The 12,606-nt window shown below is 71.7% G+C and carries 12 protein-coding genes; 9 read left to right on the forward strand and 3 right to left on the reverse strand.

Annotated elements, in window-relative coordinates; genetic code table 11:
- Nucleotides 1-76 precede the first annotated feature (76 nt).
- The 4 genes from GJ743_RS20230 to GJ743_RS14620 all read left to right on the forward strand — a co-directional run bounded on the left by GJ743_RS20230 (nucleotide 77) and on the right by GJ743_RS14620 (nucleotide 3,969).
- Nucleotides 77-442 carry an acyltransferase gene (locus GJ743_RS20230; RefSeq protein WP_196217016.1) on the forward strand — a complete coding sequence of 122 codons (366 nt, stop codon included), beginning with the start codon at nucleotides 77-79 and terminating at the stop codon, nucleotides 440-442.
- 98 nt (nucleotides 443-540) lie between these two features.
- Nucleotides 541-2,952, forward strand: a complete 2,412-nt coding sequence (locus GJ743_RS14610) for a DNA polymerase III subunit gamma and tau (protein WP_328289217.1) — start codon at nucleotides 541-543, stop codon at nucleotides 2,950-2,952.
- Between the two features lie 3 nt (nucleotides 2,953-2,955).
- On the forward strand, nucleotides 2,956-3,552 hold the full coding sequence (recR, locus tag GJ743_RS14615; protein WP_328289218.1) for a recombination mediator RecR: 597 nt from the start codon (nucleotides 2,956-2,958) through the stop codon (nucleotides 3,550-3,552).
- A gap of 63 nt (nucleotides 3,553-3,615) precedes the next feature.
- Nucleotides 3,616-3,969, forward strand: coding sequence for a nuclear transport factor 2 family protein (locus tag GJ743_RS14620; RefSeq protein ID WP_155052630.1), 354 nt, complete (start codon nucleotides 3,616-3,618; stop codon nucleotides 3,967-3,969).
- Here the strand turns inward: GJ743_RS14620 and GJ743_RS14625 are convergent.
- On the reverse strand, nucleotides 3,966-4,460 hold the full coding sequence (locus GJ743_RS14625; protein ID WP_155052631.1) for a hypothetical protein: 495 nt from the start codon (nucleotides 4,458-4,460) through the stop codon (nucleotides 3,966-3,968). The genes GJ743_RS14620 and GJ743_RS14625 overlap by 4 nt on opposite strands.
- Before the next feature lie 116 nt (nucleotides 4,461-4,576).
- Between GJ743_RS14625 and GJ743_RS14630 the strand changes: the two genes are divergently transcribed.
- Nucleotides 4,577-5,851 carry an aspartate kinase gene (locus GJ743_RS14630; RefSeq protein ID WP_328289219.1) on the forward strand — a complete coding sequence of 425 codons (1,275 nt, stop codon included), beginning with the start codon at nucleotides 4,577-4,579 and terminating at the stop codon, nucleotides 5,849-5,851.
- 165 nt (nucleotides 5,852-6,016) lie between these two features.
- Entirely contained in the window at nucleotides 6,017-7,072 is a 1,056-nt protein-coding gene (locus GJ743_RS14635) for an aspartate-semialdehyde dehydrogenase (RefSeq protein ID WP_155052633.1), read from the forward strand.
- 110 nt (nucleotides 7,073-7,182) lie between these two features.
- On the opposite strand, the gene GJ743_RS14640 is transcribed toward GJ743_RS14635, so the two are convergent.
- Nucleotides 7,183-7,803, reverse strand: a complete 621-nt coding sequence (locus GJ743_RS14640; RefSeq protein ID WP_155052634.1) for a MerR family transcriptional regulator — start codon at nucleotides 7,801-7,803, stop codon at nucleotides 7,183-7,185.
- An 87-nt stretch (nucleotides 7,804-7,890) separates the two neighbouring features.
- Between GJ743_RS14640 and GJ743_RS14645 the strand changes: the two genes are divergently transcribed.
- From GJ743_RS14645 to GJ743_RS14655, 3 genes are all read left to right on the forward strand, one after another.
- Entirely contained in the window at nucleotides 7,891-8,310 is a 420-nt protein-coding gene (locus GJ743_RS14645) for a hypothetical protein (protein WP_155052735.1), read from the forward strand.
- Between the two features lie 96 nt (nucleotides 8,311-8,406).
- Nucleotides 8,407-9,885, forward strand: coding sequence for a malate:quinone oxidoreductase (locus GJ743_RS14650; protein ID WP_328289220.1), 1,479 nt, complete (start codon nucleotides 8,407-8,409; stop codon nucleotides 9,883-9,885).
- 408 nt (nucleotides 9,886-10,293) lie between these two features.
- Nucleotides 10,294-12,105 (forward strand): ABC-F family ATP-binding cassette domain-containing protein, encoded by a 1,812-nt coding sequence (locus tag GJ743_RS14655; RefSeq protein WP_155052636.1) that lies wholly within the window; start codon nucleotides 10,294-10,296, stop codon nucleotides 12,103-12,105.
- On the opposite strand, the gene GJ743_RS14660 is transcribed toward GJ743_RS14655, so the two are convergent.
- Complete coding sequence (locus GJ743_RS14660; protein ID WP_196217017.1) at nucleotides 12,053-12,583, reverse strand: VanZ family protein; 531 nt, start codon at nucleotides 12,581-12,583, stop codon at nucleotides 12,053-12,055. The genes GJ743_RS14655 and GJ743_RS14660 overlap by 53 nt on opposite strands.
- Nucleotides 12,584-12,606 lie beyond the last annotated feature (23 nt).

Here is a 12,606-nt window from a genome sequence, read left to right on the forward strand (position 1 = left end):
CGAGCGCGGTGTGAGATTGCGCTGGGCTCCGAATTCCGGAATCCAAATTGGCTCGGATGTATATTTGGGTAATGGTGTGATCATCGATGTTCATCGCACTGGCTTGCTCTCGATCGGTGATCGGGCGAAGGTCATGCACTACACCATCATTGCCGTTTCGGATTCCGTCGAGATCGGCGAAGATTCGCAGATTGCCGAGTCTTCATCCATTCGGGACTCTGATCATGGCATGGCGCTCGGCGCTCCGATGCGGGATCAACTCCTCTCTGCTCCGGTAACCATTGGAAGCGATGTATGGGTCGGTCGGGGGGTGTGCGTCACTCGTGGTAGTGCTGTCGGAGACGGGGCAGTCATTGGCGCTAATAGTGTCGTTCGCGGCGTCATTCCTGCCCGTTCGGTCGCGGTTGGCGCTCCGGCCGTTGTGAAGAGGGCACGTAGTTGACCGGGCAAAGGTGGTGCATGCACGTCGAACCTGCTGGATGATGGGCGATGGGTTAGGCGGTTCATGCTGGTGTCGGTCCTGACAACTACCATTGACGCGTGGTTACCGCCCTCTATCGCCGCTACCGGCCCGAGACGTTCGCCGAGATGATCGGCCAGTCGCAGGTCACCGAGCCGCTCATGACGGCCCTGCGCACCGATCGGGTGAACCACGCGTACCTCTTCTCCGGCCCGCGCGGCTGCGGCAAGACGACGTCGGCGCGCATCCTCGCGCGGTGCCTGAACTGCGCCGAGGGGCCGACCGACACGCCCTGCGGAGTCTGCCCGAGCTGCGTCGAGCTGTCGCGCGCGGGCGGCGGGTCGCTGGACGTGGTCGAGATCGACGCGGCATCCCACAACGGCGTCGACGACGCCCGCGATCTCCGCGAGCGCGCGGTGTTCGCGCCGGCCCGCGACCGCTACAAGATCTTCATCCTCGACGAGGCGCACATGGTGACGCCGCAGGGCTTCAACGCGCTGCTGAAGCTCGTCGAAGAGCCGCCCGAGCACGTGAAGTTCATCTTCGCGACCACCGAGCCCGACAAGGTGCTCGGCACCATCCGCTCGCGTACGCACCACTACCCGTTCCGGCTCGTGCCGCCCGCGCCGATGCTCGACTACGTGCAGAAGCTCTGCGACGAAGAGGGCGTGCAGGTCGAACCCGGCGTGCTCTCGCTCGTCGTTCGCGCCGGCGGCGGCTCGCCCCGAGACACGCTGTCGCTGCTCGACCAGCTCATCGCCGGGTCCGAAGGGTCGACGGTCGGCTACGAGCGCGCCGTCGCGCTGCTCGGCTACACGCACGGCGCGCTGCTCGACGACGTCGTCGAGGCGATCGGGGCGGCCGATGCGGCTCGCGCGTTCGCCGCGGCCGACCGCGTGATGCAGACCGGACAGGACCCGCGTCGCTTCGTGGAGGACCTCCTCGAGCGTCTCCGCGACCTCATCGTCGTCGCCGCGACGACGCCCGAAGCCGCCGCCGCGGTGCTGCGCGGCGTCCCGGCCGACGAACTCGCGCGCATGGCGACCCAGGCGTCGGTGTTCGGTGCCGCCGAACTCTCGCGCGTGGCCGACCTCGTGAACCAGACGCTCACCGAGATGACCGGCGCGACCTCGCCGCGACTGCACCTCGAGCTCATGCTCGCCCGCGTGCTCGTGCCCTCGAGCGACGAGACCGAGCGCGGCGCGCTCGCACGGGTAGAGCGGCTCGAGCGTCGAGTCGGGGTGACGGATGCCTCCGGGCCAGGTGTCGCGCCGACGTCCGCTGCTGCGCCCGCGCCCGTTCCGGCCGCAACCCCCGCCCCCGCCGCGGCAACGCCCGCCCCCGCCGCGGCGACGCCCGCACCTGCGAAGGCGACGCCGGCAGAGAAGCCTGCATCGGAGCGTCCCGCGCCGTCGTCACCCCCGAAATGGGAGACGCCGAGCACCGAGCCCGCGAAGACCTCCGAGCCCGTCTCGACGGGTGCCTCCGCCGCGCCGGCCGCCTCGCCCGCGCCTGCTGAGACCGCGGCCGCGACGGCACCCGCTCGCCCCGTCGGCCCGGTGACCGTCGAACAGATGCGCGACGCCTGGCCCGAGGTGCTCTCGTCGCTCCAGCGCACGAAGCGCAGCGCGTGGATGGTCGCGTTCACGGCCCAGGTGCTCGAGTACCGCGACGACGACGTGCTCGTGCTCGGCTTCCCGAGCGAGTCCGACATGGGCAGCTTCCGCTCCGGCCCGGCCGGCCAGAGCGTCGGCGACCTGCTCCGTGCCGCCATCAACGAGGTCCTGGGCGTGCGGGTGAAGTTCCTCGCCCGTGTCGTGTCCGCCGGCGGGGGGGCCGACCGGGGCTCCGGGGCGCCCGAGCCGTCCGCGCCATCGGCCCGCGACAGTGGTCGCGCCCCGGCCGCCCCGCTGTCCACCCCGTCGGCTGCGGCATCGCGGCCCGAAGGTCGGGCGGGGGCCGCGGCATCCGAGCCGGTCGCCCCGCCGCCCGGCGCGCGCACCACCAGCAGCCCGGCCGATGCCGCCCCCGTGGCCTCGAGCGGACCGGTCGATTCCTGGGCCACCGTCGCCATCCCCACGTCCGACCCGTCGGCAGCCCCGTCCGCGGAGCCGACCGCCGCGGCATCCGCCCCCACGATGCGATCGGCCTCGCGAACCGCCGTCGCGGAACGGCCCGCACCGGTCGAGACGTCGCCGGCGCCCGCCTTCGACGACGACGTGCCGCCGCTCGACGACGCCGACGCCCCCCCGCTCGAGCCCGAGCCCGACGACGCGCCCGGGTCCGAGGCCGACGTGCGCCGGGGGCCGGCAGCGCCGGCGCCGTCCCGTGGCGGCGCGCGGAAGCCGTCATCCCGCCCCGCCCAAGGCGCGCCCGCCGGCTCGGCCCCGCCAATCCAGCGCTACGGCGAGGCCGTCGTGCGCGACCTGCTCGGCGCCACCTTCCTCGAAGAGGTCGAGGCGCCGCAGGCCCGATTCGGGGAGCGGGGGTAACGCGTGTACGAGGGCATCGTCCAGGAGCTCATCGACGAACTCGGCCGCCTTCCCGGCATCGGGCCGAAGTCGGCGCAGCGCATCGCGTTCCACATCGTGCAGACCGAGCAGTTCGACGTCTCCCGGCTCGCCGAGATCCTCATCGAGGTGCGCGACAAGGTGAAGTTCTGCGAGATCTGCGGCAACGTCGCCGAGCAGTCGACCTGCTCGATCTGCCGCGACCCCCGCCGCGACCCCAGCCTCATCTGCGTCGTCGAAGAGGCGAAGGACGTCGTCGCCATCGAACGCACCCGCGAGTTCCGCGGCCTGTACCACGTGCTCGGCGGCGCGATCAGCCCGATCGACGGCATCGGCCCCGACGAGCTGCGCATCCGCCAGCTCATGCAGCGTCTCGCCGACGGCACCGTCTCCGAGGTCATCATCGCCACCGACCCCAACCTCGAGGGCGAGGCGACCGCGACCTACCTCAGCCGCCTGCTCACGACCCTCGAGATCCGCGTCACCCGGCTCGCCTCCGGCCTGCCCGTCGGCGGCGACCTCGAGTACGCCGACGAGGTCACCCTCGGCCGCGCGTTCGAGGGCCGCCGCGTCGTCGGCTGACCACACGGACGCCGTCGGCGCCATCCGTTGACGCACGCGCAGCGCGCAAGTAGAACGGACCCCATGAGCGCAGGAACCGACTGGGTCGCCGGCTACGTCCGGGCATGGGAGTCGAACGACGCCGACGACATCGCCGCCCTCTTCACCGACGAGGCCGTCTACGAGTTCAGCCCCGACGACCCCGACGCGCTCCGCGGCCGCGAGGCGATCATCGCCGGATGGCTCGACTCGCGTGACGAGCCCGGCGACTGGCACTTCGACTGGGAGGTGCTCACCGAGACCGACGACCTCGTCGTCGTGCAGGGCCGCACCGACTACCCGGCCGCCAAGCTCTACGACAATCTCTGGGTGATCCGCCTCGCCGACGACGGCCGCGCCTCGCGGTTCACCGAGTGGTACATGGAACGCGACCGCTAACGCAGCACCTCGACGAGCACGACCCAGGCGATCACGATCGCCACGACCACCGCGAGGATCGCCCCGGCCGCGATCGCCCCCAGCCCCGCCCCGGTGGAGCCCGCGAGAACGAGGCCCGCGCCGACGAGGTACGCGCCGACCGGCAGCAGCCCGAGCAGCGACCGCGCGGCCCGCAGGCCCGCCCGGCCGTAGTGCTCCCGGCTCACCGCGCGCATGGCGACGACCTGGAATGCGCCGGCGACGAGGGCGGCGACGCCGACCTCGAGACCGTACGCGATCGCCGGCTGGCCGGGCACGAGGCCGAGCGCGCTCGCCACCAGCGCGAGCACGAGCGACGCGATCGCCGCACCGGCCCTCGCCGGCAGCGCCGCCGACGACATGATCTCGCGGATGTTCACCGACATCGCGACGATGAGCAGCCCGGCCAGGGCCGCCGTCGCCCCCGCCATCGCGACGTTGAAGTCCGTCCATGCCTCGAGCGCGTCCGCCATGTCCGCACTGTAGTCCCGCCGTCACATGGCCGGGCGCGTATGCGGCCCGCCGTATGATGGTCCTTCCGGCGCCGGGTGAACGTTTCCCCGGCCCAGACACCCCCGGGAGCGCCCACGTGAGCTTGATCGTGCAGAAGTACGGCGGATCATCCGTCGCCGACGCGGAGAGCATCAAGCGGGTCGCCAAGCGCATCGTCGAGGCCCGCAGGGCGGGCAACGACGTCGTCGTCGCGGTCTCCGCGATGGGCGACACGACCGACGAGCTCATGGACCTCGCCAACGAGGTCACCCCGATCCAGGCCCCGCGCGAACTCGACATGCTGCTCTCCTCGGGCGAGCGCATCTCGATGGCGCTCCTCGCGATGGCCATCAAGAGCCTCGGTCACGACGCCCGCTCGTTCACGGGCAGCCAGGCCGGCATGATCACGGATGCCACGCACGGCGCTGCGCGCATCGTCGAGGTCACGCCCGTGCGCCTGCGCGAGGCGCTCGACGAGGGCGCGGTCGTCATCGTCGCCGGGTTCCAGGGCTTCAGCCGCGAGTCGCGCGACATCACCACGCTCGGCCGCGGCGGCAGCGACACCACGGCCGTCGCGCTCGCGGCGGCGCTCGACGCCGACGTCTGCGAGATCTACACCGACGTCGACGGCGTGTTCACGTCAGACCCGCGCATCGTCACGAAGGCGCACAAGCTCGACCGCATCACGAGCGAGGAGATGCTCGAGCTCGCCGGGTCGGGCGCCAAGGTGCTGCACATCCGCGCCGTCGAGTACGCACGCCGCCACGGCGTCACGCTGCACGTGCGCTCGTCGTTCAACAACAGCGAGGGGACGATCGTCTACGACCCCGAGCGTCTTCCCGAAGGAGAAGCTGTGGAAGAGTCCGTCATCGCCGGTGTCGCGGTCGACCTCGGCCAGGTCAAGATCACCGTCGTCGGCGTGCCCGACGTGCCGGGCGCCGCCGCCAAGATCTTCAAGATCGTCGCGCGGACCAACGCGAACGTCGACATGATCGTCCAGAACGTCTCCGCCGCCGCGACCGGTCGCACCGACATCTCGTTCACCGTGCCGAAGTCCGACGGCGAGAAGGCGCTGAAGGCGCTCTCCGACGCGCGGGACTCGCTCGGCTTCGAGTCGCTGCAGTACGACGACCAGATCGGCAAGCTCTCGCTCGTCGGCGCCGCCATGCGCTCGGCCGCGGGCATCTCGGCGAGACTCTTCGAAGCCCTCTACGAGGCGGGTATCAACATCGAGATGATCTCGACGAGCGAGATCCGCATCTCGGTCGTCACGCGCGCCGACAGCGTCAACGCCGCCGCCCGCGCGGTGCACACCGCGTTCGACCTCGACGGCGACGACGACGCGATCGTCTACGCCGGAACGGGTCGCTGACCCGCTGAGGCAGGGCGGATGCCGCGCCGCGCGCGGCAGGCGCCATCCGTCGACCGACTGCCGGTTTGCAGGAGAACCCTGCCAATGCAGGACGATCGGCCGCCTCGGGCCCTGCACATCGCGGAATCTCCTGAATACTGAACTGATGCCACGAGAGGAAGCACCATGGCACACGGAGTGAACATCGGCGTCGTCGGCGCCACCGGACAGGTCGGCGCCGTCGTGCGCCGCCTCCTCGAGGAGCGCGATTTCCCGGTCGCCTCGATCCGCTACTTCGCCTCGGCGCGGTCGGCCGGCACGACGCTGCCGTTCAAGGGCGAGGAGATCGTCGTCGAGGACGCCTCGACCGCCGACCCCACGGGCCTCGACATCGCGATCTTCTCGGCGGGTGCCACGCTCTCGAAGGCGCAGGCGCCCCGCTTCGCCGCCGCGGGCGTCACCGTCATCGACAACTCCAGCGGTTGGCGCATGGACCCCGAGGTCCCGCTCGTCGTCAGCGAGGTGAACCCGCACGCCATCGACGAGGCGAAGAAGGGCATCATCGCGAACCCGAACTGCACGACGATGGCCGCGATGCCGGTGCTCAAGGTGCTGCACGACGAGGCCGGGCTCGAGCGCCTCATGGTCTCGACGTACCAGGCCGTGTCGGGCGCCGGCCTCGCCGGCGGTGAGGAACTGCTCGAGCAGGCGCGCGCGGCGGTCGCACAGGACGCGATCAGCCTCGTGCACGACGGCGGCGCCGTGACGATGCCCGAGCCGGTCAAGTTCCCGCGCCCGATCGCCTTCGACGTGATCCCGCTTGCAGGTTCGATCGTCGACGACGGCGACCTCGAGACCGACGAGGAGAAGAAGCTCCGCAACGAGAGCCGCAAGATCCTCGAGCTGCCGGGCCTCCGCGTCGCCGGCACGTGCGTGCGCGTGCCGGTCTTCACCGGCCACTCGCTCTCGATCCACGCCGAGTTCGCGAACGCGATCACGCCCGAGCGCGCGACCGAGCTGCTGGCGGATGCCCCGGGCGTCGCGCTCAGCGACATCCCCACGCCGTTGCAGGCCGCGGGCACCGACCCGAGCTACGTCGGCCGGATCCGCCAGGACCAGTCGGCCCCCGAGGGCAAGGGCCTCGTGCTCTTCGTCTCGAACGACAACCTGCGCAAGGGCGCGGCGCTCAACGCCGTGCAGATCGCGGAGCTCGTCGCGGCGAAGTCGCTCGCGTCGGTCTGATCCGATTCGTTCCTCGAGACCCGGTCGCCCGAGGCGGCCGGGTCTCGTGCTGTCAGGGGTGACCGTCCTGCGCGGCAGACGCGGGCCGCGGCATCCATCCGCGCCTCCGTTCACTGTCCGAGGTCGAGCCGAGCCGCGACGTCCTGGTGCGCGAGACGGCGGAGCGCCAGGATGACGGGCTCGTACAGCGCGGTGCCGAGCACGGTGTACTCGACGGCGGCGCGGGGCTCCGGCGGCATCCGCTCGAGGTCGTAGGCCGCGAGTTCGCGGAGCGTTCGCCCGTAGGCGAGCAGGCGTTCGGGGCTGATGGGCAGCCCCGCGTCCTCGGCGGCGGCCAGCGCGGTCTCGAGCTGCGCCACCGCGGGGAAGCGCGGGTCGTAGACCTGCTCGAGCGCCTCGAGCGCGGCGCGGGCCCGCGGGTACGGGTCGGGATCGGCGGCGTCGGCCGCGGTCGTGGTCGGAGGAAGCGCCCCGACCGCTCGTCCGAGCGTCGAGTACAGGTCGTGCCCGGGGTCGTCGACGAGCTCGAGAATCGCGCGCGCCTGCTGCACGCTGAGCCCGACGGGCCCGGTGAGCGCCCGGATGAGGCGGAGCCGGCGCACGTGCGAGTCGTCGTAGGTCGCCTGCGTCGCCGACGTCGCGACGCCCGGGTGCAGGAGCCCCTCGCGGAGGTAGAACTTGATCGTCGCGACGGCGACGCCCGAAGCGTCGGCCAGGCCCGAGATGCGCATGCGGACTCCTTGCATTGGATAGCAACACTCTCTAATATTGGAGAGTCAAGCTATCCAATCATGCCACCGGACCCGGAGGGCCGCGCCATGCCGTCGCCGATCGACACCATCCTCATCGGAGCACTCCTGCTCGCACTCGTGACCGTCGAGAGCGGCGGATGGTTCCTCACCCGCGTCTCGCGCGGCCTCGCGCCGGCGAACGCGCTCCAGCAGTCCTTCTTCCGTGCCGGGCACGCGCACGCGGGCGTCCTCATCGTGCTCTCGGTCGCGATCCTCGCCGTGCTCTCCTCCGCGGCGCTGGAGGGCGGCTGGCTCTGGGTCGCCCGGCTCGGCGTGCCGATCGCGGCGATCCTCATGCCGGCAGGCTTCTTCCTCTCCGTGCTCGGGCGCGATCCCGCCAGGCCGAGTCGCGCCATCCTGCTGCTCTGGATCGGTGCGGGCTCGCTCACGATCGGACTCGTCACGGCGGGCATCGGGCTCATCGCGGGCGGCGTCCAGGCGCTCTGACGAGCCGCTGATCATGCGCCCGGGCTGGTCAGCGCGTACATCCGACGGTGACGCGGTGGTCATCGCGTCCATCCGAGCGCCCATACACTGGAACGCGTGAATTCCGAGGACACCGTCGACGTCGTGCTGATCGGCGGGGGCATCATGAGCGCCACGCTCGGCTCCCTGATCTCGAGGCTGCAGCCCGATTGGAGCATCCGGCTCTACGAGCGCCTCGGTCGCGTCGCCCAGGAGTCCTCGAACCCGTGGAACAACGCGGGCACCGGTCACGCCGCGCTCTGCGAGCTGAACTACATGCCCGAATCGGCCGACGGCACCGTCAGCGCCGAGAAGGCCGTCTCGATCAACGAGCAGTTCCAGGTCAGCCGCCAGTACTGGGCGCACCTGGTCGAATCGGGCGCGCTGCCCGAGCCCAACAGCTTCATCAACTCCACGCCGCACATGACGTTCGTGCGCGGCAGGTCGAACATCGAGTACCTGAAGAAGCGCGTCGACGCGCTCGACGGCGAGCCGCTGTTCGCCGGCATGGAGTACTCGGAGGACCTCGACACGATCGCCGAGTGGGCGCCGCTGCTGGCCAAGAAGCGCAACCCGAAGGCGAAGATCGCCGCGACCCGCATCGAGTCGGGCACCGACGTCGACTACGGCGCGCTCACGGTCCAGATGCTCCGCGACATCGAGTCGCGCGGCGCCGAGATCCGCACCGACCACCAGGTCACGTGGCTGAAGCGACAGAAGGACGGCACCTGGAAGCTGCGCATCCGCAACCTCGTCGGCAACACCCCCGAGACCGTGCGCGCCCGCTTCGTCTTCGTGGGCGCCGGCGGCGGCGCGCTCTCGCTGCTCCAGCACTCCGGCATCCCCGAGATCAAGGGGTACGGCGGCTTCCCGATCTCCGGCCAGTTCCTCCGCACCACGAACCCCAAGGTCGTCGCGCAGCACCAGGCGAAGGTCTACGGCAAGGCCGCCGTCGGCGCTCCGCCGATGTCGGTGCCGCACCTCGACACGCGCGTCGTCGACGGCGAGACCTCGCTGCTCTTCGGCCCGTACGCGGGCTTCACGCCGAAGTTCCTGAAGTCGAGCACGTGGTTCGACCTGCCGTTCTCGATCCGGCTGCACAACCTCGTCCCGATGCTGCAGGTCGGCCTCCGCAACTTCGACCTCGTCAAGTACCTCGTCTCCGAGCTGCTCGCCTCGCGCGAGGCGAAGATGAAGGCGCTCCGCGAGTTCATGCCGACCGCGAAGTCGGAGGACTGGGAGCTCATCACGGCCGGCCAGCGCGTGCAGGTCATGAAGAAGGACCCGAAGAAGGGCGGCGTGCTGCAGTTCGGCACCGAGGTGATCAGCGGGGCGGATGGCTCGATCGCCGGCCTCCTCGGCGCCTCGCCGGGCGCCTCGACCGCCGTGCCGATCATGCTCGAGGTCATGCAGAAGTGCTTCCCCGACCGCATGGCCGAGTGGGAGCCCAAGATCCGCGAGATGATCCCGTCGTACGGCACGACGCTCTCCGACGACCCGGATGCCGCGGCGGCCTCGCTCGCCCGGACCGCGGCCGCGCTGCAGATCACGGCCTGACTCGCCCCCGATGGTCGAGTAGGACGCGGAGCGCCCGTATCGAGACCCCGGTGGTCGAGTAGGACGCGCAGCGCCCGCATGGAGACCCCGCCCTCGCGGCATCCGCTCACTCGCGCTCTTCTCGAACGCCCCGACCTCTGCTATCGTCGACGGCGCTATGAAGTGAGTACATCCCACCGTCCCGCGCCCGAGGCGCCGTCGACACCGGGGTGTGCGCACCAGCACTGATCGCGACCGTGTTCGCGCTCGCCTCGACGACGGCACATGCCCGGCGGGATCCACCCCGCTCCCGGGCCGTCGTCGCCGCTCTCGCGCGACGACCGCCGGTCGATGCGTCGCCTGTGCTCGCCGAAGCGCGCGGACGCCTGCCGACGGCCCGGGGGCATCTCGCGAAGGGATCCCTTCCATATGTCTGCCACCGTCACCCATTCCACCCATCTCAGCGGCGACGGCCTCTCCGTCGCCTTCGGCGACCGCCGTGTCATCGCCGACCTCGGCCTCGCGGTCGCCCCGGGCCACCGCCTGGGACTCATCGGCGAGAACGGGGCCGGGAAGTCCACCCTGCTCCGGCTGCTCGCCGGTGCGGACCTCACCGGCGCCGCGACGCAGGGTCGCATCGTGCGACCGCTGCGCACGGGGCTGCTGCTGCAGGAACTGCCGTTCTCGCCCCACGACCGCGTCGACGACGTGATCGAGGCGGCGATCGCCGAGGTGCGTGCGATCGAGCGCGAGCTCGATGCCGCGGCGACGGCCCTCGCGGGCGCTGCCGCCGCCGGCGCGCGCACCGACCTCCCGCCCGACCTCGCGGCCGAACGCTACACGCGCGCCCTCGAGGCCGCCGAACGCGCCGACGTCTGGTCGGTCGAACGGCGGCGCGACGAACTGCTCGACGGACTCGGCGTCGGCGGCCTGGGCCGCGGTCGCCGGATCGACGAGCTGTCCGGCGGGCAGCGCAGCAGGTTCGCGCTCGCGGCCCTGCTCCTGTCGGCGCCGGAGTCGCTGCTGCTCGACGAGCCGACGAACCACCTCGACGACGGCGCGGCCGTGTTCCTCGAGGAACGGCTGCGCGCCTGGCGCGGACCGGTCGTGTTCGCGAGCCACGACCGCGAGTTCCTCGACCGGGTCGCCACCGGGCTGCTCGACCTCGATCCGGGCCGTGGCGGCGCGGTCGCGCTCGCGCGAACCGGTGGCGGGGCGTACGGCTCCGGCGACCGGGAGGCGGCGCTCGCGGCATCCGCCGGCACCGCCTTCGGCGGGTCGTTCACCGAGTACCTCGCCGTGCGTGCGGGCGAGCGCGAGCGTTGGCGACGCCAGTACGAGGCGGAGCAGTCCGAGCTCGGGCGATTGCGGCTCGCGGTCGCCGAGACCGCGAGGAGCGTCGCCCACGGGCGAGCCGCGACCGACAACGACAAGTTCCTCACGCACTTCAAGGGCGAGAACGTCGAACAGGCGGTCTCGCGCCGCGTGCGGAACGCCGAGGGGCGACTCGTCGAGCTGGAGCGCACGCAGGTCGCCCGACCGCCGGCGCCGTTGGCCTTCACGGGTATCCCGGCGGGCGCGAACGCGCTGCCGGAGGAGTCCGGGATGCTGCTGCACCTGTCGGACGTGTCGGTGCGCGGCCGCCTCGACGTCGCCGCGCTGCGGGTGACGCCGGGGACCCGGCTGCTCGTGACCGGCGGGAACGGGGCGGGCAAGTCGACGCTCCTCGCCGTGCTCGCCGGACGCCTCGAGGCGGACGACGGCACCGTGCATCGTCGCCGCGGGCTCCGCGTCGGCCTGCTCGAGCAGGATGTGCGGTTCACCGACCCGGATGACTCGCCGCGCGCGATCTACGCGCGGACCGTGGGGGAGCGGCGCGCCGAGCGGGTCCCGCTCGACGGGCTCGGCCTCTTCTCGCCACGCGATCTGGATCGGCCGGTCGGACGGCTCTCGGTCGGCCAGCAGCGACGCCTCGCGCTCGCGCTCGTCATCGCCGCACCGCCGCACGTGTTCCTCCTCGACGAGCCGACGAACCACCTCTCGCTCGCGCTTGCGGGCGAACTCGAGGACGCGCTCGGCGGGTTCCCGGGTGCGGTGATCGTCGCGAGCCACGACAGATGGCTGCGTCGGCGCTGGGCGGGGGAGGAACTCGAGCTCGGCGCGCGCGGCGCCGCCGAGGCATCCGTCGTCACGCCCTCGGATCGGGCGCCGGCGGGCGCCGGGCCGCGAGGACCACGATGAGCGCGCCGATGCCCGCGCCGATGCCGTTCGCGACCACGTCGCGGAGGTCGAACGTGCGCTCTGGGAGGTAGCGGCCCTGGGCGATCTCGGCGGCGAGGCTCGCGGCCGACGCGAGCAGCGTCGCCGAGATCACCAGGTGCAGGCGCTGGCGGCGGAACCACCCCGCCCACAGCGCGCCGAAGGGCAGGAAGAGGACGGCGTTCAGGCCGGACTGCACGAGGGGGTAGCGGATTCCGGCGGGCATCCCCATCTGTGCCAGGAAGTCGATGATCCCGTCGACCCGGATGAGCCCGCCCTCGCCGTCGACGTGAACGGGCCAGAAGAGCACCGTCCAGAGGCCGATCCCGTACGCGATGCCGAGGATGATCAGGACGAGGCGCCGCCACGCGAGCGCGCGTGGTGAGGGGCCGCCAGTCGCCGTGCGTGTCGGCGCCATCGCGGTCTGCGACGGATGGTCGGCGGGCGGCGTCCGGGACATCGCCACAGCGTAGCCCGGAGACG

The sequence above is a fragment of the Agromyces bracchium genome (genome assembly GCF_009709675.1).
In the GTDB taxonomy this organism is placed as follows: Bacteria; Actinomycetota; Actinomycetes; order Actinomycetales; family Microbacteriaceae; genus Agromyces; species Agromyces bracchium.